The sequence below is a fragment of the Thauera terpenica 58Eu genome (genome assembly GCF_000443165.1).
GTDB classification, from domain to species: Bacteria; Pseudomonadota; Gammaproteobacteria; order Burkholderiales; family Rhodocyclaceae; genus Thauera; species Thauera terpenica.
Window position 1 is genome coordinate 18,782 of the sequence record NZ_ATJV01000114.1, and the last position, 18,210, is coordinate 36,991.

The following is an 18,210-nucleotide window of genomic DNA, read 5'->3' on the forward strand; positions in this document are numbered from 1 at the left end:
TTCGTCGAATTATTACCCGATAATTCGTCCCTGGCTGACTGCCGCCGACAGGCAGGGCGTCTTCAACAAGGAAACAAGCCATGAGCGACATCACGATTCACCACAACCCGCGCTGCGGCACTTCGCGTAACACCCTGGCGCTGATCCGCAGCAGCGGCGCCGAACCGCTCGTCATCGAATACCTCAAGACCCCGCCCAGCCGCGCGCAGCTCATCGAGCTGATCAAGGCCGCCGGCCTTGGGGTGCGCGGGATCATGCGTGCGAAAGAGGCGCTGTTTGCTGAGCTTGGCCTGGGCGACCCCAACACGAGCGACGAAGCGCTCATCGACGCCATGATGGCGCATCCGATCCTGATCAACCGCCCGATCGTGGTCACGCCGCTCGGCACCCGTCTGTGCCGGCCGCCCGAGACCTTGCTGGAGATCCTGTCCCAGGCCCAGCGCGACGCCCTCGCCAGCGCGGGCGACAAGGCGTCGATATGAAGCGCGGGTTTTGGGCCTGCGGCTGTGCTGAACGAATGGCCGACAGGCGATGAATCCACCCTGCCTGATGAGCGCCTGGCAAGCCTGCGAGCGCGAACTTCACGCCTTCCTGCGCCACCGCGCGCCCGAAGGCGTCAGCGCCGACGACTTGCTCCAGGATCTGTTCCTGAAGGCCTTGCTCAAGGACCGCGCTTTTTGTGAAATCGAAAATCCGCGTGCGTGGTTGTTCGAGGTGGCGCGCAATCTGGTGCACGACCAACTGCGCCGCAAGCGCGACACCCGCCCTGTCCCTGATGATCTGCCAACGCCCGAGCCCGAGCTCGACATCGCCGACGGCCTGGTGGACTGCCTGCCACGCGTGCTGTCCGAGCTCGCCCAGGCGGACCGCGAAGTGATCGAGCTGTGCGACCTTGGCAGCATGACCCAGGCCCAGTTCGCCCGGATCAAGGCCCTCTCACTGCCCGCCGCAAAGTCGCGTATTCAACGCGCCCGCCAAAGATTACGCGCGCAGCTGATCGAAGCCTGTCAGGTACGGTTTGATGATGAGGGCAGGCGCTGTTGCTTTACGCCGCGGGCAAGGGTGTAAGCGCGCAAGATGAAAAACAGGCCCGAACCGCAATGCGGCGGGGGCCTGTTCGGGTCGATGTATGGATACTGAAGCGCGGGTCAGACCGGCTGAGGTCAGGCAGGCTGAGGCCAGACGAAGTCGGGGCGTAGTCCGGCGTAGACCGGAAGGCCGTCGCTGGGCTTGGGTGCGCCGGTCGCGGGATCGTAGAACGCGTGGTAGGTCGGTGACAGCGCCGCTGCGTCTAGGCCCATGAGATTGGGGACGATCACCCGGATGCGTCGCTCCTTGTCGTCGAGCATGATCGGGGTGCCGCACTTGGCACAGGTGCACAGCTCCAGCGGGCCGTTCGGGTTCTGATCATTGAAGGGCTGACGTTTCAGGCCCGCGGGGTTGTCGACCTCGACGTCCGCATGCCTGTAGAACACCACATGGGTCGTGTCCTGGCCGGTGACGCGTTTGCACACCGAACAGTGGCAGGTGTGATTGTCGATGGGGCCGGCATGCAGGCGCGTGTGTACATGTTCGCAGCCGCCCGTCGTGTTTGCAGTCATCTCTCTCTCCTTGGTTTTTTTATGATGGACCGTCATGCCCGGCTGGTCTGCATTGGCCACACCGGAAGGCTTGCGCTGAACAATGAAACGCCCAAGTCCTTGGCTGATTATGGGCCTCAGGCGCGAAGAAGAAAGCTCGGTGTTTTCCCCAAGCGGCCAGGGTGAGCATCGGTAGCCAGGCTGCGGGTGGATGCGTGGATGAGGACGCCGACGACCGCAGCAAACACCAGCGCAAACGCCACCGTCCTTCGGCGCGCTGTGGTCGTGCCATTCCATACGATTCTGCCGCGCGCGCTCAGCCATTCATTCAGGGCGATGCCCACGAGCAGGCAAAGCGTTCCGAGCAGGTAGCCCGCCCATACATCGCTCAGGTAGTGCACGCCGAGCCCGATGCGGCTCAGGCCCATGGCGAGGACGAGCACGCCGCTCGCGACCAGCAGCGTGATACGCAGCGCCCGCCGGGCCGTGCATCGGATCAGCACATAGCCCAGGAAGCCGTAGAAGGCGACGGCGATGGTGGCGTGGCCGCTGGGGAAGGAGTAGGACGCTTCGATCAGGACCGCTTCGAGCGGGCGGGGGCGCTGAAAGGCCAGCTTGCCCAGGGTGACGAAAACCGCCGCCCCCAGGCTTGATGCCAGCAAACCTGCGATCGCGTATTTGCGCTGCGTGAGCCAGAGCACGAGGCATGCCACAAGGAGCAGGGCGCCGACCACCCGCGGCTCGCCCAGACTGGTGATCCAGAGCAATGCAGGAAGGACCGGCGGCTCGCGAAAGGCGGCGATGAACTGGGCCACTGCATGGTCCAGCGCGATGATGTCCTGCCAGTAAGCGCGCAGATGGAAATCCTCAATGGACGGCAGGATGAAAGTGGCAAGCGTGTCGATCATTTGTCCCTACAAGCCGAACGCTGCTCCGGCACCCGAGAAGGTCGCGATACCCAGCCCGAGAAAAATGCTTGCCGCAATGGCGTGCACCAACTTGACCGGCATTCGTGTCGCAATGCGGTCACCGAGCAGCACCGCCGGCACGTTGGCGATCATCATGCCGAGCGTGGTTCCCGCCACCACCACGACCAGCGCCTGATATTGCGCCGCCAGCGCGAGCGTAGCGATCTGAGTCTTGTCACCCATTTCGGCGAAAAAGAAGGCGATCAGGGTGGCACCAAACACACCGAAGCGCGGCAGCTTCGCATCGTCTTCGTCGAGTTTGTCGGGAATCAGCGTCCAGACCGCCATCGCGATGAAGGACAGGGCGAGCACCCAGCGCAGGGTCTGTGGCGCCATCAAGGAAGTCAACCAGGTGCCGAGCGCTGCGGCAAATGCGTGGTTGAGCAGGGTCGCGATCAGGATGCCCGCCACGATCGGCCATGGTCGGCGAAACTTGGCGGCGAGGATGAAAGCGAGCAGTTGGGTCTTATCGCCGATCTCGGCGAGGGCGACGATGGCGGTGGAGACGAGGAAGGCATCCATTCGATTCTGGTTCCAGGCCGGTCCATACCGATGACCCTGCGCCTCCCCGGCCATGAATGGCGGCGGCAGGGTCAAAGGTCTTGCCAGATCTGAAACCCGTGCGCACCACGATCTTTCGACCGAGCATGTTGACACGCACCCCTCCCGAACGCCGGAGGGCGGCTACTCCCCAATGACGGCGCGCAGTCTAGTCGAACCGGCGAGCGTGGTCAAAGCGCATCGACTTTTGCGCGGCACGAAAAACACGGACGCCCGGTGCCCGGAGGCACACCCTGAGTGGCGAGCGTAATGGTGCTTTTGGCGCTCCATACTTCACTGCGGCAATTCAAGCACTTGGACGCGCGACACCCGTCATGTCGAGTCAAGCTCGACTGGCCTGCTGAAGGTGAGCGTTACCCGCAATCCCGTTGAGCGCGCGACGTCCGTATAGTCCAGCGCCACCGTAGCGCCGCAGCGATCGGCGATCGCCTTGACGATCGAGAGCCCGAGGCCGGAGCCGATCTCGTCATTTCCCAACAGGCGGTGAAACGGCTCGAACACGCGCGCACGCGCTTCCGGCGCAATGCCGGGTCCGCTGTCGCTGACCTGCACCACCACCTCGCGTACACTGACGCCGACATCGACGCCGACCGCAAGGTCGACCCGCCCCCTCACGGGCGTGTATTTGATTGCGTTGTCGACGAGATTGCGCACCAGCGTCTGCAGATCGAATTCGGTGAGCGCGATGCTCACGTCCTCTTCGCTGGTGACCCCGATGTCGATGGACTTTGCCGTGGCTTGCGGATGCAGTTCTTCGATGACCTGGCGGAACACGCCGAGGACCGACACCGGCGTGGCCGCCGCGCTTGGCGCGTCCTGCACTCGCGCCAAGGTGAGGAGCTGATCGAGTAGCAGTCGCGCACGGCGAATCCCCTGGCGCAGCGCCGCGAGGCGCTCGCCCGCCGCGTCGGACATCAGCGTACCGGCCAGCCGTTCGGCCTGCAGCGAGAGCGCGGTGAGCGGTGAGCGCAGTTCATGCGCCGCGTCGGCGAGGAAGCGGCGCTGTTGGCTGACGGACTGCTCGACCCGCATCAACATGCGGTTGATGGCGACGACGAAGGGGCGAACCTCGGTCGGCAGACCCGTTGCGCCGAGCGCGCCGAGATCCTGATCGCTTCGCCCGTCCAGTTCGGTGGCGAGATCGCGCATCGGTTTGAGCATGCGGCGGATGACGTCGCGCAGCACCACCAGCAAGATGGGAATCAGGATGACAAACGGCATCAGCGTACGCAAAGCGCCGTCGCGCGCAGTTTCGTCGCGTACCGCCGTTTGTTGGCCGACGACAAAGCGCCTGTCGGCAGCCAGGGTGGTGACGAAGAGGCGCCAGGATTCATCCTCGACCATCACCGTCTGCAGCCCGTCGGGCAGTTCGGCAGGGAGCCGCAGTGGCGTTGCGGACGAGCGCGGCGTTTGTTCGCGCACGTTGGGCAGCATCTGCACCACCACTTGCACGTCCGAATCGGAAGCAAATTCGGGCAACTGTTCGGATGCAGTGGTGACCGGCAAGTGATTGCGGTCGATGAGGGCGGCGATCTGCCGTAGCGTGTCGTCCTGAAGTTCGTTCGCTTCTTCAAACGCGGTGATGAAGGAGAACGCGCCGGCGACCACCGCCACCCCCAGCAAGAGGGCGCTGACCCATGCCGAAAGCCTGAACTGCAGCGACTGCCTCAGCGGGTTTTGGGCACCAGCCATCCCACGCCCCTCACGTTCTTTATTGCGTCGTTGCCGAGTTTCTTGCGCAGCGCGTGGATGATGAATTCGACGGCGTTGCTTTCCACCTCGCTGCCCCATCCATACATGCGATCCTCCAGTTCGCCGCGCGACAGGATTGCCCCCGGGCGGATCATCAGCGCATGCAGCAGGGCGAATTCGCGCGCCGACAGGTGAATCTCCTGGCCGTCGAGCGCAACGGTTCTTGCGCAGACATCCAGCGACAGCACCTCATTGCACAGCAGCGGACCGGCGACGCCGCCCTTGCGTCGGGCTACCGCACGCATGCGTGCCAGCAACTCGGCCATCTCGAAGGGCTTCAGAACATAGTCGTCGGCGCCCAGATCGAGCCCCTGAATGCGACTCTCGACGGCGTCGCGTGCGGTGATGATGAGCACCGGCACGGCATTGTTGCGCCCACGAATGGTGCGCAAAACCTGAATTCCGTCTGTCTTTGGCAGACCCAGATCGAGCAGCACGATGTCGTAGGTTTGAGCGGCGACGGCTTCGATCGCCGACTGCCCGTCGCGTACCCAATCGGGAGCGTAGGCGGCGTCCACCAACGCCGCTTCCACGGCTTCGCCAATCATTCGATCGTCTTCGACCAGCAGGACTCGCATCGGACTCTCTCCGTGAAACGCTTCAGAGTACCCCCGGGCGCCCGGCAAACTCCAACGTGCCAGAACGCCAGGGTCGCGGCGACAGATGCCATCGAAAACTTATCGACGGAACGCGGATTGAAACCCACCTTGTGTCGATCAGGCGCCGCCGGCGACTCGACGTTCGGTCGCCGTGAGGTAGGCGACGAGGCCGAGGATGGTGAGTAGGAAGATGGCACTGGTGACGACTGTACCCAGGCCGAGCCCACCATTGGCCACCGGTTGCGAGAGCAGGTCGCCGAACGAGGCGCCGAACGGTCGGGTCAGGATATAGGCAATCCAGAAGGCCGGCACGGCATTGAGGCGCAATACGTAATACCCGATCGTCACCGCGCCGATCATTGCGCCGAACATCAGCGCCGAGACGGTGTAACCCAGTTGCAAGCCCTCGGCGGCAAGATCACCGGCGGCGGTGCCGAGCGCAAAGGTGAACAGGATGGCAGCCCAATAAAACAGTTCGCGCCGGGTGGTGAAAATGGTGTGGATCGAGAGCGTCTTTTCGCTCGCGTACCACAGCCCGAAGGTCGCCAGCAGGGCGACGCTGAAGAGGGCGGTGGTGGTGTTCAGGGAGACGCCGAAGTTGTCGACCATGTTGTCGGTGACGAGCGTGCCGAACACACTGATCAGAACGACCGCGACCCAGTAGATCGAGGGAATGTATTTTCTCGATCTGAGCTGTGCCAGCAGCGCGACGAGCAACAGCCCTCCCATCACCGCAGAGGTGCCGGTCAGGCCGAAATTGAGATTCACGTTGAGAAAGTCGGCGGCCGTTTCACCGACCGTGGTGGCCATGATCTTGATGATCCAGAAGAACAGTGTGACTTCCGGAACCTTGTTGAGCATGCGGTGTGCATCTTCGCGTGACAGGGCATTCATGATGTTCTCCCGAAGACATGGCTTGCGTGATTCAAAGAGTACGCAGCCAGACTTAGCTGAAACTGAGCGCGCAGCACACGTGTAAAAACACCCATCAATCCATCGCTGCGGCATTGTTTTTGCCCGGTGCTATGCTTCACGACGGCGCTGACCGGTGGCGGTCGCGCTCAGGCAAAGCTGCGGCATGGCAACGGCGATGCGCTGCTGTGGATTCGACGGCACTTCCATATCGGCCCGGTCACCGGCGCCGCCCCGGACAATAGAATGATCAGTGCACTGGTTGCGTCCTATGGCTATTTCGCAGTTTTCATCGGCACGCTGCTCGAAGGCGAAACGATCCTGATTGCTGCGGGATACGCGGCCCACCGTGGTCTGCTCGACTGGCCGCTGGTGGTGGTGGTGGCAATGGCCGGCGGCACCCTCGGCGACCAGCTCGCATTCATGCTGGGGCGCTGGCGCGGCGAGGCCTTGTTTGCCCGCTTTCCCGCCCTCGCGCAGCGCAAGGAAAAGGTGTTCCGTCTGCTGGCGCGCTACGACGTGCTGTTCATCCTGTCGCTGCGGTTCATCTACGGGTTGCGCATTGCCGGCCCGGCGATCCTGGGGTCGAGTCGCATGTCCATGGGCCGCTTCGCACTCTTCAATGTGATCGGCGCTGCGCTGTGGGCGGTGATCATCGCCGGCGTCGGTTGGTTCTTCGGCGCAGCCCTGGAAGCCATTCTCACCGACATCAAGAAGATCGAGGAGGTCTTGCTGCTTGCAATCCTGGTCGCCGGAGTCGGGATCTGGCTATGGCATCGGCGCCGCGCGACCGCAAATATTGACCGTGTGGACTGATGGCTGATTCATTTCCCGTGCACTGGCTCACGCTGCACGCATTGGTCACCGTGATCGCATTGCTCTTCTATGTGATCACATCACATGTCATGCATCAGCGACGCCATCCTTCCGCGGCGATCGCGTGGATTCTGTTCATCGCCCTGGTGCCTTATCTTGCCCTTCCTGCATTCGCCCTGTTCGGTTCAAGAAAACTGTCGCGCCCCCCTGATGGCGCACCCGCCCCCTCACTCGCGAGCACACGGAAAGACGCGTGGGCCGTGGAGACCATTGCGGCGCTCGGCCAGCCCGCGCCGGTCGCGTTCCATGATCTGCATGTGCATATGGACGGCCATGCCGCATGCCGGGCATTGATCGATACGATCAATTCGGCCAACCGCTCGATCGAGATATGTACTTTCATCCTGGGACGTGATCCGCTCGGCGACTGCGTCATCGATCGCTTGAGCGAAAAGGCACGCGCTGGCGTCCGCGTTCGTCTGCTGCTTGACGGGATGGGGCGCTGGATGGCAGGTCGGCCGAATCTGAAACGGCTTGCCAGCGCGGGCGGAGAGTTTGCGCTGTTCGTGCCGCCGCTGCATTCGCCATTGAAGGGTCGCTTCAACCTGCGCGACCATCGCAAACTGCTGATCGTCGATTTTCCCGAGGGCGCGGCACGGCTGTGGTGCGGGGGTCGCAATCTGGCGGCGGAATACTTCGAGGGCAAGGATGGCGAGCCGCCGTGGCGAGATCTGAGCTTCGACCTGCGTGGCCCTGTCGTTGCGCAGGCCAGTGAGCTGTTCGAGCGTGACTGGGCTTTTGCCACCGGGCGCACAGTCATACGGCACGGCGCGAAGCCCTTGGCTGGTGACGGTGCTGCCGCTGCGCAAGTCGTGGCTTCCGGGCCCGATGAGCGAGATGATACGATCCACGCGCTGCTGGTCACCGCGGCCTATCGGGCTCGTCGGCGCATCGCCCTGGCGACGCCTTACTTCGTTCCCGATTCGGCCCTGTCGATGGCTTTGTGCATGGCTGCGAAGCGGGGGGTCGAAGTCAACTTGCTGCTGCCCGCGCGATCAAACCATCGGCTATCTGATTTTGCCCGCAACCGCGCGCTGCGTTCGCTGGAGCAGGCCGGCGGGCGCATCTGGTTGGCGCCGGACATGATGCACGGCAAGCTGGCGTTGATCGACGACACGCTGGCGCTCGCAGGGTCCGCAAATCTGGATAGCCGAAGTCTTTTTCTGAACTATGAACTCATGCTGGCTTTTCATGGCAAAGCCGACGTGCAGGACTTCGCCCGCTGGTTTGCACAGGAATGCGGCCCTGCGCGTCGATACGTCGGCCAGCCACCCGGGCTGATGCGCGACCTTGCCGAGGGCATGCTGCTATGGCTTGGGTTCCAACTCTAGGCTGCGCGCTGATGCCAGGACAAGGAGCGCAAGCAGGCAGAACAGCGCCCCGGCGTAGAAGGTGGATGAGGCCCCGAGCCGGTCCCACAACAGGCCGGCGACCCCACTCGCCAGCAGCATGACGATGCCGCTCATGAGATTGAAGAAGCCATAGGCCGTGCCGCGCAGATCGGCAGGGGCGGTGTTGGCCACCATGGTCGCCAGCAGGCCCTGGGTGATGCCCATATGCAAGCCCCAGAGCGCAACCCCGGCCAGCACAGTGCTCCAGTGACCGGCCATGGCCAGCACGAGATCGGCCACGATGAGCACGCCCAGCCCTAGGGCCAGCAAACTGCGGTGACTCATGCGGTCCGAGAGTTTGCCGAAGGGGTAGGCCGAGAGCGCGTAGATCATATTCATCGCCACCATGACGAGCGGCACCAGGGCGATCGGCACGCCCCTTTGTTGCGCGAGCAGAACCAGGAAGGCCTCGCTGAACCTCGCCAGCGTAAACACCGCGCCCACGCCGACCACCCACCAGTACGAGGTGCCAAGGCGGCGCAGGTTTTCGCCAGAGATGGGGTTCTGACGTTTTTCGGCGCGTGGCCGGTCTGGTTCGCGCAAGCCAAAGGCGAGCAGGGCGACTGCAATCAGGGCCGGAACCGCCGCGACCCAGAACACGGCGCGAAAATCATTGGCCCACAGCAGCATCAGGCCCACCGCCAGCAAGGGGCCGAGGAAAGCGCCCACCGTATCCAGTGACTGGCGCAGTCCGAAGGCGGCGCCGCGCAGGTGCGAGGGGGTCATGTCGGCGACCATCGCATCGCGGGGCGCACCACGGATGCCTTTGCCGAGCCGATCAAGCAGCCTTGCGCTCACCACAATGCCGAGGACGGGAGCGACGGCAAACAGCGGCTTGCTGAGCGCACCGAGCGCGTAACCGAACACCGCCAGCCCCTTGCGCTTGCCCAGAAAGTCGCTCAGCGCGCCCGAGAAGACCTTGACGATCAAGGCGGTGGCTTCGGCCAGCCCTTCGATCAAGCCGATGGTGAAGGCACTGGCACCCAGTGCCGTGAACATGAACAGCGGCAGCAGGCTGTGGATCATCTCCGACGATAGATCCATCAGCATGCTGACGAAGCCGAGCGTCCATACCCCGGCGGGTATCTGCCTCAGCCCTGCGGGTGCGCTTTCTGCGGGTGGTTTCGTGGTCACGGTCTGAGCTCATTCACATTTGTGACGGTGGCGAAGCCGTGCCAACAAGTCGGAGTCCGTGTCGATCAGTCGCAGCAAACAGTCAAACCTTCGCCTTGCTCAAGCGCAAGGCATTACCCACCACCGACACCGAGCTGAAGCTCATCGCCACCGCCGCGATCATCGGCGACAGCAGCAGGCCGAAAGCGGGGTAGAGCACGCCGGCCGCGATCGGCACGCCCAAGGCATTGTAAAGGAAGGCAAAGCTCAGGTTCTGGTTCATGTTGCGTACGGTTGCGAGCGAGATGTTGCGTGCGGTGGCAATGCCGCGCAGGTCGCCCTTGACCAGGGTCAGATGCGCACTGCTCATCGCCACGTCGGTGCCCGTGCCCATGGCAATGCCGACATTCGAGCGCGCCAGCGCCGGCGCATCGTTGATGCCATCGCCGGCCATGGCGACGATGCGGCCCTCCGCCTGCAGCTTGCCGACAAGTTCATGCTTGTCGGCGGGCTTCACTTCGCCGTGGACCTCATCGATGCCCAGGCGGGCGCCAACCGCGCGCGCCGTGGTGAGGCCGTCGCCGGTGGCCATGATGATGCGCAGGCCGCTTTCCCGCAGCGAGTCGAGCGCTTCCTGGGTCGACGCCTTGATCGGATCGGCTACCGCGATCAGGCCGACAAGAACGCCGTCGACGGCGAGATGCATCACGCTCGCACCCTCTTGACGCAAGGCTTCGGCGCGCTCGGCGAGCGCACTCCAGTCGATCTTGTCGTCGTCCATCAGAGCGGTGTTTCCCAATGTCACGCGACGGCTGTCAACGCTGCCACGCACCCCGATTCCGGACGAGGACTCGAAGTTCTCCGGCGTGCTGAGTTCGAGCTCGCGCTCACGCGCCTCGGTGACGATGGCCTGGGCGAGCGGGTGCTCGCTGCCTTGATCGAGGCTTGCTGCAATGCGCAGCACCTCAGCCTCGGTCCAGTCCGCAGCGGCCACCACGCTATGGAAGTGGGGGCGGCCCTCGGTGAGGGTGCCGGTCTTGTCGACGATCAGGGTGTCGACCTTGCGCAGTGACTCGATTGCGGCTGCATCACGAAACAGCACCCCGTGACTCGCAGCCATTCCGGTCGCCACCATCACGGACATCGGCGTGGCCAGACCGAGCGCGCAGGGGCAGGCGATGATCAGCACCGCCACTGCGTTGATGAGGGCGTAGGCCCAGCTCGGCTGCGGCCCGAAGAAACCCCATGTGAGAAAGGTCACGACCGCGACGAGGACGACGACGATGACGAACCAGCCCGCGACCACATCTGCCACGCGCTGCATGGGCGCGCGCGAACGCTGGGCTTGGGCAACCATGTGCACGATCTGTGACAGCATGGTCTGCGCGCCGATCTTTTCCGCGACCATGATCAGCGCACCGCTGGTGTTGAGCGTGGCGCCGATCACCTTGTCGCCGGGCCGTTTGTGGACCGGCATCGATTCGCCCGTGAGCATGGATTCATCGACCGCGCTTTCGCCTTCGGCGACCACGCCATCGACCGGCACTTTCTCGCCGGGACGAACGCGCAGGCGGTCGTCCTCATGGACGTGGTTGAGCGGAATATCCTCTTCGCTGCCATCTGCGCGAATGCGACGGGCGGTCTTGGGCGCGAGGCTCAGCAAGGCCTTCATCGCCGCGCTGGTCTGTGCGCGCGCCTTGAGCTCCATCAGCTGGCCAAACAGGGTCAGGGTGATGATGACCGCCGCCGCTTCGAAATACACCGCGACGTGCGCGCCCGTGCGAAACGAGGGCGGAAACACCTGCGGGGCGACGGTGGCGACCACGCTATAGCTGTAGGCGGCGCCCGTGCCCAGGCCGATCAAGGTCCACATGTTGGGGCTCGCGTTACGGATCGACTGCACACAACGCACGAAGAACGGCCAGCCCGACCACAGCACGACCGGTGTCGTCAGCACCAGCTCGACCCAGGGGCGCGCTGCGCCCAGCATCGGATCGAAGAAGCCGCCGGACATCGCAATCGCCGTCACGATCATCGTCATCGGCAGCGTCCACCAGAAGCGGCGGCGGAAGTCGATGAGCTCGGGGTTTTCCTCGTTCTCAAGGCTGACCATCATCGGCTCGAGCGCCATGCCGCATTTCGGGCAGGTGCCAGGGCCGATCTGCTGCACTTCCGGATGCATCGGGCAGGTGTATTCGGTGTCAATAGGTTTCATCACACGCTCCAGTGTTTGACGAGACGCAACTCCCACTGCTTGACGAGCGCATACAGTGCCGGGATCACCGCCAGCGTGAGCACCGTCGACGACACCATGCCGCCTACCATCGGTGCAGCGATGCGGCTCATGACCTCGCTGCCGGTACCGGTGCTCCACATGATGGGCAACAGGCCGGCCATGATCGCCACCACGGTCATCATCTTAGGCCGCACGCGCTCCACCGCACCATGCATGATCGCCTCGTAGAGATCACCGACGCCCGCCTCACGGCCCTCAGCCTGCCTGCGCGCACGCACTTCCGTCCACGCCTGATCGAGGTAGATCAGCATGATCACGCCGGTCTCGGCCGCCACCCCGGCGAGGGCGATGAAGCCCACCGCCACCGCCACGCTCATCTGGTAGCCCAGCCACCACATCAGCCACACCCCGCCCACCAGCGCGAAGGGCACCGACAGCATCACGATCAGCGTTTCGGTGAGGCGGCGGAAGTTGAGGTACAGCAGCACGAAGATCAGCGCCAGCGTCACCGGCACGACGATCTTCATCTTCTCCTTGGCACGCTCCATGTTCTCGAACTGGCCGCTCCAGGTGGCGTAGTAGCCCTGCGGGAATTCGACCTCGGCGGCGACCACTTGCTGCGCACGCTTGACGAAGGCGCCGAGGTCGGCGTCGCGGGTGTCCACATAGACGTAGGCGGCCAGCAGCGCGTTCTCGGTGCGGATGGCGGGCGCGCCTCGGGTGAGGCGCACGTCGGCGACCTGGCCGAGCGGGATCGGGCCGTTGACCGTCGGCACGAAGACGTCGGCCGCGAGCTGCTGCGGATCGTCACGCAGAGCGCGCGCATAACGCACCGACACGCCGTAGCGCTCGAGGCCCTCGACGGTGGTGGTCACCGTCTCGCCGCCGAGTGCGGTGGCGATCGCGTCCTGCACCGTACCGGTGGTGAGGCCGTAGCGGGCGAGCTGCTCGCGGCGCGGCACGATGTCCACGTAATAGCCGCCCGCGACCCGTTCTGCATAGGCACTGCTGACGCCCGCCACCTTGCGCACCGCAGCCTCCACCGACTGCGCCACCTTCTCCAGTGTCTCCAGATCCTTGCCGAAGACCTTGACCCCCACCGGTGTGCGGATGCCGGTCGACAGCATGTCGATGCGCGCCTTGATCGGCATGGTCCACGAGTTGGCCAGGCCGGGAAACTTGAGCGCAGCGTCCATCTCGGCGATGAGCGTGTCGGTGTTCACGCCGGGGCGCCATTGCTCCTGCGGCTTGAGCTTGATCACCGTCTCGAACATCTCCAGCGGCGCCGGGTCGGTGGCGGTGTTGGCGCGGCCCGCCTTGCCGTAGACCAGGTCGACCTCGGGGAAGGTCTTGATGATGCGGTTGGTCGTCGCCAGCAGGCGCCCGGCTTCGGTCACCGACATGCCCGGCAGGGCGGCCGGCATGTAGAACAGCGTGCCTTCGTTGAGGGTCGGCATGAACTCGGAGCCGATCTGGCGCGCGGGCACGATCGTGGCGACCATCGCCAGCACGGCGAGCAGCAGCGTCACCAGTTTGAAGCGCAGCACGCCCTGGATGATGGGCCGGTATAGCCAGATCAGCAGCCGGTTCACCGGGTTCCTGGCCTCGGGCAGGATGCGCCCGCGCACGAAGAACAGCATCAGCACCGGCACCAGGGTGACCGACAACAGCGCAGCACCGGCCATGGCGAAGGTCTTGGTGAAGGCGAGCGGGGAGAACAGCCGACCCTCCTGACCCTCGAGCGCGAACACCGGCAGGAAGGAGACGGTGATGATCAGCAGCGAGAAGAACAGCGGCGGCCCGACCTCCTTGCAGGCCGCCACGATCGCCGCGCCGCGCTCCTTCTGGGTGGCCCCTGCGGGCAGGTGCTCGATGTGTTTGTGCGCGTTCTCGATCATCACGATCGCCGCATCGACCATCGCCCCGATCGCGATCGCGATCCCGCCCAGACTCATGATGTTCGAACCCAGGCCCAGGCTGCGCATGGCGATGAAGGCGATCAGGATGCCCAGCGGCAGGGTGATGATGGCCACCAGTGCGCTGCGCACGTGGAGCAGGAAGATCACGCACACGGCGGCGACGATCAGGCTCTCCTCGAACAGGGTCCACTTGAGGTTGGCGATCGCACGCTCGATGAGCTCGGAACGGTCGTAGACCGGCACGATGTCCACGCCCGCGGGCAGGCCGGGGGTGATCTCCGCGATCTTGTCCTTGACGCTGGCGATCACGTCGAGCGCGTTCTGGCCAAAGCGCGCCATGACGATGCCCGAGGCGACCTCGCCCTCGCCATTGAGCTCGGCGATGCCGCGCCGCTCGGCGGGCACCAGCTCGACGCGAGCGACGTCGGACACGCGCACCGGTGTGCCGCGATCGGCCTTGAGCACGATGTCGCCGATGTCTGCCGCGCTGCGCAGGTAGCCGCGCCCGCGCACCATGTATTCCTTCTCGGCGAGTTCCATCACCCTGCCGCCGACGTCGCGGTTGGAGGCGCGGATGGCCTGCGTCACCTGGTCGAGCGCGATGCCGTAGCCGGCCAGGCGCAGCGGATCGACCGTGACCTGGTACTCGCGCACGAAGCCGCCGATGCTCGCGACCTCGGACACGCCGTGCGCCTTGGTGAGCTGGTAGCGCACGTACCAGTCCTGCAGGCTGCGCGTGTCGGCCAGGCTCATGTCCTTGCCCACCACCGCGTACTGATAGACCCAGCCCACGCCGGTGGCGTCCGGCCCGATCTGCGGCGCCACGCCCTGCGGCAGGCGGCCGGCGGCCGAGCTGAGATATTCCAGCACGCGCGAGCGCGCCCAGTAGATGTCGGTGCCGTCCTCGAAGATCACGTACACGTAGGACGCGCCGAACATGGAGAAACCGCGCACCACCTTCGCACGCGGCACCGCCAGCATGGAGGTGGTGAGCGGATAGGTGACCTGATCTTCAACCACCTGCGGTGCCTGGCCGGGGTAGTCGGTGTACACGATGACCTGCACGTCGGACAGGTCGGGCAGGGCATCGAGCGGGGTCTGTTTGACCGCATACAGCCCGCCGCCGATCAGGAACAGCGTCGCCAGCACCACCAGAAAGACGTTGTGCGCCGACCAGTCGATAACGCGATCAAGCAGGCCTGTCGTGGCAGCAGGCGGGGTGGGGGTGGGGGAGGGGTTCGGCACTGGAGTGGGCATCTCAGTGGCCTCCGCTGTGGGCGGCGGCGTCAGCGGCGGGCGCTGCAGTGCTGGCGGTGGCCGCTTCGATGTGGGTGATGATGTACTCGCCCGGCTCTCCCTCCTCGAAGCTGAAACGCACCGCCGTGCCGGGCGCGATGTCCTTCACCCGACCTGAATCGGCAATGGCGGCGGCGATGGCGAAGTCCATGGTCATGGCAGGCCACTTCAATGCGGGGATCTCGCCGTGGGTCAGGGTGAGGCTGCCGGTTTCGGCGTCGACGGCATCGAGCGTGCCTTCTGCCTCGTAGCGCGTGGCGCTGGCGCGATCAGCGCCCCCCGACGCATCGGCGCCATCGGCCGCCACCAGATTCGACAAGGCCGCCTTGAGCTGGCTTTCCGAATCGATGAGGAAGTTGGCGGACACGACGACGCGCTCGCCCACCGTCAGGCCTTCGAGCACTTCGACCCGGTCGCGACCGCGCTGCCCGAGTTTTACTGGCTGCGCCTTGAAGCGGCCCTCGGGGAGCGCCATGAGCACGATCTGGCGCGCGCCGTCGTCGATGATGGCCGAGCTCGGCACCACCGTTTTTGCGCTCGTGTCACCAACGGCAAGGGTGAGCTGGGCGAACATGCCGGGGCGCAACAGCCCTTGCGCATTGTCGAGCTCGAGTCTGACCGGCGTGCTGCGCGTGGCGGCATCGAGGCTGGGATAGAGAAAGGCGACACGGGCCTCGAAGCTGCGCCCTGGAAAGGCGTCGAGCGTGATCGAGGCGCTCTGGCCGACGTGCACGCGGGCCAGATCCTGTTCGTAGACGTCGGCGATGACCCACACTTTCGACAGGTCGGCGATGCGAAACAGCGCCTCACCGGGCATGAAGCGCCCGCCCTGAATCGCGGGCTTGTCGAGCACGACGCCGCTCACCGGCGCATGGAACACCTGACGCGCCCCGGTCTGGCCGGCCACTTCGAGGTTGCGCAAACGCGTGCGCGTCGCCGCCGCCAGACGGCGGGCGGATTCGCTCGCGAGCGCATCGTGCGCCGCACTTTGCTCGGCCAGCCGGTCGGCAATGCGTAGTTCCTCGCCTGCGGCCTGCAGTTCGGGACTGTAGGCGGTGAATAGCGGCTGGCCCTTCTTCACCGGGTCGCCGACGGCGTTGACGTGCAGGCGCTCGATCCAGCCCTCGAAGCGCGGTGCGACCACCACCTGGCTGCGCTCGTCGATCTCGATGCGCCCGCTCGCGCGCACCGTGGCGTCCACCGCGCCCATCTCGACTTCGGCCGTCTTTACGCCCAGCGTCTGCATGCGCGCCGGGCTGACGACGACCACGCCCGCATCGTCGGCGCGGTCGTCGGCATAGACCGGGACGTAGTCCATGCCCATCGAATCCTTCTTGGGCTCGGGCGAGGTGTCGGGCAGGCCCATCGGGTTGCGGTAGTAGAGGATCTTGCGCTCGCCGGTCGATGGCGATTCGGTCTCGGCGGCTGCCTGCGGCGCGCCGGCCAGTGGCGCCTGGGGGGCGCTCTGGTGCAGCTGTGCGGCCCAGTATCCGGCACCCGCCGCGATCGCGAGGCCCACGGCGATCGCGGTGATTTGGGCAGCAGCGCTCATTGTGATTCCCCTGTCAGTTTCTTGATTTCGGTAAGGGCGAGGCGGGTATCGAGCTCGGTAAGAAGCCGCCGGGTGCGGATGTCGATGAGCTGACGGTCGGCCTCGATCACGCTGTCGAAATCGACCGTGCCGCTGGAGAGCGCTGCGCGGCTCGCATCGCGGGTGGCCTGCGCCTGCGGCAGCAAGGTGTGATCGAGCAGGCGCAAGGTCTCGCGGCCCTGGGTGTAAGTCGACCAGGCCTTGCCGAGTTCGCCGGTGGCGCGGGCCCTGGCGTCCTCACGCCGCGCCTCGGCCGCCATCAGCAGGTACTCCGCTTCGCGCTCCTTCGCGCGTCGGCTCGACTGCTGCAAGGGGATCATCACTTCGAACATCACGTCCCATGAGGCTTTGCCCTCGTAGGGCCGATTGTTGGTCAGGCCCACGGCAAAATCCGGCAGGCGATCGCGATAGGTGCGCTCACGCTCGGCACGTGCGACCTCGATGCCGTTGGCAGCGGCGATCACCTCGGGATTGGCGCTGCTCGCCGCCTGGAACAGGGCGCTGGCCTCGAGGCCCTCGGGTAGCGGTTCAGGGTCGAGCGGCAGGGCCAGCGGCGCATCGTGTGCGCGACCGAGCAGTCCGTTCAGGCCTGTAGCCAGACCCTTGCGGCGCTGCTCGATCTCGACCAGCGCGAGGCGTTGGCTGGTGATTTCGCGCTGCATGCGCAGCACCGCCTGCTGCGGCAGCAGACCCAGCTTGTAGCGTGCGAGGCTGATGTCTTCCAGCCCCTGCAGCAGGGCGAGGGCCTCGCGGCCGTGGGCGAGCTCCCGATCGGCCGCGTAATAGCGCAGCCACAGCGTCTCGATCCTGGCCGCCAACTCGACCCACGCGATGTCCTCCATGGCATCGGCCTGCGTCGCCTGCGCCACCGCGGCCTTCACCGCCAGCTCGCGCTTGCCCCAGCCGGGCAGGGGCTGGGTGATGCGATAACGCGTCTGGCCCACCTGGCCGGGCAGCAAGGACGCCGAGCGCTTGTTCATGGTGTTGGTGGCGTCCATCAACTCCAGTTCGAAAGTGGGGTCAGGCAGAGCGCCCGCGGGCGTCGTGCGCTCATGCGCGGCGGCAGCTTCGGCGCGGGCGGCAGCGAAGCCGGGATTGCTCTGGCGGGCAAACTCGATCAGGGACAGAGCGCTGGCACCGAGCGCGGGCGCGGCGGCCGGGTCCTGGCCAAAAGCGTTCGCGCTACCAAGGCAGATGGCGAAGATCAGGGCGAACGCCGAGCGGCGAGCGAGGTGATTGGCAAGAGGGGACAGACGCGGTTTCATGGCGAACAGGGCCGGCAGGTTTAGGTTTGGGTGGTGGGGTGGAGGGTGAGGCGGGGTGAGTCGTGGTAAGGAGCGTGGTGTGGAGCGCGGGGGACAAGCGAAAGGCTCGCGGCTCGCGCCGCTCCTACATGAGGCTGAAGCCGCACCGAGA

Annotated in this window: 15 protein-coding genes and 1 riboswitch; of the genes, 4 read left to right on the forward strand and 11 right to left on the reverse strand. The window is 65.2% G+C overall.

What is annotated here, in order from left to right:
- Window positions 1-80 precede the first annotated feature (80 nt).
- The gene (gene arsC, locus M622_RS37935) at window positions 81-482 is read left to right on the forward strand and encodes an arsenate reductase (glutaredoxin) (RefSeq protein ID WP_021250959.1); all 402 of its coding nucleotides are present in this window, start codon (window positions 81-83) and stop codon (window positions 480-482) included.
- A gap of 49 nt (window positions 483-531) precedes the next feature.
- Entirely contained in the window at window positions 532-1,068 is a 537-nt protein-coding gene (locus M622_RS37940; RefSeq protein WP_031347559.1) for a sigma-70 family RNA polymerase sigma factor, read from the forward strand.
- Window positions 1,069-1,163: 95 nt separating this feature from the next.
- Here M622_RS37940 and M622_RS37945 read toward each other — a convergent pair whose 3' ends face one another.
- The 6 genes from M622_RS37945 to M622_RS37970 form a co-directional block, all read right to left on the reverse strand.
- A complete protein-coding gene (locus M622_RS37945) occupies window positions 1,164-1,601 on the reverse strand; it encodes a GFA family protein (protein ID WP_021250961.1) in 438 nt (145 codons plus the stop codon).
- Window positions 1,602-1,717: 116 nt separating this feature from the next.
- Window positions 1,718-2,488 (reverse strand): phosphatase PAP2 family protein, encoded by a 771-nt coding sequence (locus M622_RS39510; RefSeq protein ID WP_021250962.1) that lies wholly within the window; start codon window positions 2,486-2,488, stop codon window positions 1,718-1,720.
- A 6-nt stretch (window positions 2,489-2,494) separates the two neighbouring features.
- Window positions 2,495-3,070, reverse strand: coding sequence for a TMEM165/GDT1 family protein (locus M622_RS37955; RefSeq protein ID WP_021250963.1), 576 nt, complete (start codon window positions 3,068-3,070; stop codon window positions 2,495-2,497).
- Window positions 3,071-3,077: 7 nt separating this feature from the next.
- A riboswitch (yybP-ykoY riboswitch) is annotated at window positions 3,078-3,253 on the reverse strand.
- A gap of 168 nt (window positions 3,254-3,421) precedes the next feature.
- Window positions 3,422-4,801 (reverse strand): ATP-binding protein, encoded by a 1,380-nt coding sequence (locus M622_RS37960; RefSeq protein WP_021250964.1) that lies wholly within the window; start codon window positions 4,799-4,801, stop codon window positions 3,422-3,424.
- A complete protein-coding gene (locus M622_RS37965; protein WP_021250965.1) occupies window positions 4,777-5,439 on the reverse strand; it encodes a response regulator transcription factor in 663 nt (220 codons plus the stop codon). The genes M622_RS37960 and M622_RS37965 overlap by 25 nt, the downstream gene beginning before the upstream one ends.
- A 138-nt stretch (window positions 5,440-5,577) precedes the next feature.
- A complete protein-coding gene (locus M622_RS37970; RefSeq protein WP_245543111.1) occupies window positions 5,578-6,321 on the reverse strand; it encodes a COG4705 family protein in 744 nt (247 codons plus the stop codon).
- A 297-nt stretch (window positions 6,322-6,618) separates the two neighbouring features.
- On the opposite strand from M622_RS37970, the gene M622_RS37975 reads away from it, so the two are divergent.
- Together M622_RS37975 and M622_RS37980 are read left to right on the forward strand one after the other, a co-directional pair.
- Complete coding sequence (locus M622_RS37975) at window positions 6,619-7,188, forward strand: DedA family protein (protein ID WP_031347563.1); 570 nt, start codon at window positions 6,619-6,621, stop codon at window positions 7,186-7,188.
- A 17-nt stretch (window positions 7,189-7,205) separates the two neighbouring features.
- Window positions 7,206-8,579, forward strand: coding sequence for a phospholipase D-like domain-containing protein (locus M622_RS37980; RefSeq protein WP_217995346.1), 1,374 nt, complete (start codon window positions 7,206-7,208; stop codon window positions 8,577-8,579).
- Here M622_RS37980 and M622_RS37985 read toward each other — a convergent pair.
- The 5 genes from M622_RS37985 to M622_RS38005 form a co-directional block, all read right to left on the reverse strand.
- Window positions 8,556-9,773: an MFS transporter gene (locus M622_RS37985; protein WP_245543112.1), complete on the reverse strand. Its 1,218-nt coding sequence runs from the start codon at window positions 9,771-9,773 to the stop codon at window positions 8,556-8,558. The two genes, M622_RS37980 and M622_RS37985, sit on opposite strands and share 24 nt — an antisense overlap.
- Window positions 9,774-9,855: 82 nt before the next feature.
- A complete protein-coding gene (locus tag M622_RS37990) occupies window positions 9,856-11,934 on the reverse strand; it encodes a copper-transporting P-type ATPase (RefSeq protein WP_217995347.1) in 2,079 nt (692 codons plus the stop codon).
- A 32-nt stretch (window positions 11,935-11,966) separates the two neighbouring features.
- Window positions 11,967-15,164 carry an efflux RND transporter permease subunit gene (locus tag M622_RS37995; RefSeq protein WP_052028759.1) on the reverse strand — a complete coding sequence of 1,066 codons (3,198 nt, stop codon included), beginning with the start codon at window positions 15,162-15,164 and terminating at the stop codon, window positions 11,967-11,969.
- A gap of 1 nt (window position 15,165) precedes the next feature.
- Window positions 15,166-16,755 (reverse strand): efflux RND transporter periplasmic adaptor subunit, encoded by a 1,590-nt coding sequence (locus tag M622_RS38000; protein ID WP_021250972.1) that lies wholly within the window; start codon window positions 16,753-16,755, stop codon window positions 15,166-15,168.
- The gene (locus M622_RS38005) at window positions 16,752-18,059 is read right to left on the reverse strand and encodes a TolC family protein (protein ID WP_021250973.1); all 1,308 of its coding nucleotides are present in this window, start codon (window positions 18,057-18,059) and stop codon (window positions 16,752-16,754) included. Before M622_RS38005 ends, M622_RS38000 begins: the two co-directional genes overlap by 4 nt.
- Between the last annotated feature and the right edge of the window lie 151 nt (window positions 18,060-18,210).

Excerpts from the sequence above, each read along its gene's own strand:
- arsC (WP_021250959.1), top strand. The coding sequence starts at position 81 with ATGAGCGACATCACGATTCACCACAACCCGCGCTGCGGCACTTCGCGT.
- M622_RS37940 (WP_031347559.1), top strand. The coding sequence starts at position 532 with ATGAATCCACCCTGCCTGATGAGCGCCTGGCAAGCCTGCGAGCGCGAA.
- M622_RS37945 (WP_021250961.1), bottom strand. The coding sequence starts at position 1,601 with ATGACTGCAAACACGACGGGCGGCTGCGAACATGTACACACGCGCCTG.
- M622_RS39510 (WP_021250962.1), bottom strand. The coding sequence starts at position 2,488 with ATGATCGACACGCTTGCCACTTTCATCCTGCCGTCCATTGAGGATTTC.
- M622_RS37955 (WP_021250963.1), bottom strand. The coding sequence starts at position 3,070 with ATGGATGCCTTCCTCGTCTCCACCGCCATCGTCGCCCTCGCCGAGATC.
- M622_RS37960 (WP_021250964.1), bottom strand. The coding sequence starts at position 4,801 with ATGGCTGGTGCCCAAAACCCGCTGAGGCAGTCGCTGCAGTTCAGGCTT.
- M622_RS37965 (WP_021250965.1), bottom strand. The coding sequence starts at position 5,439 with ATGCGAGTCCTGCTGGTCGAAGACGATCGAATGATTGGCGAAGCCGTG.
- M622_RS37970 (WP_245543111.1), bottom strand. The coding sequence starts at position 6,321 with ATGCTCAACAAGGTTCCGGAAGTCACACTGTTCTTCTGGATCATCAAG.
- M622_RS37975 (WP_031347563.1), top strand. The coding sequence starts at position 6,619 with ATGATCAGTGCACTGGTTGCGTCCTATGGCTATTTCGCAGTTTTCATC.
- M622_RS37990 (WP_217995347.1), bottom strand. The coding sequence starts at position 11,934 with ATGCATCCGGAAGTGCAGCAGATCGGCCCTGGCACCTGCCCGAAATGC.
- M622_RS37995 (WP_052028759.1), bottom strand. The coding sequence starts at position 15,164 with ATGCCCACTCCAGTGCCGAACCCCTCCCCCACCCCCACCCCGCCTGCT.
- M622_RS38000 (WP_021250972.1), bottom strand. The coding sequence starts at position 16,755 with ATGAGCGCTGCTGCCCAAATCACCGCGATCGCCGTGGGCCTCGCGATC.
- M622_RS38005 (WP_021250973.1), bottom strand. The coding sequence starts at position 18,059 with ATGAAACCGCGTCTGTCCCCTCTTGCCAATCACCTCGCTCGCCGCTCG.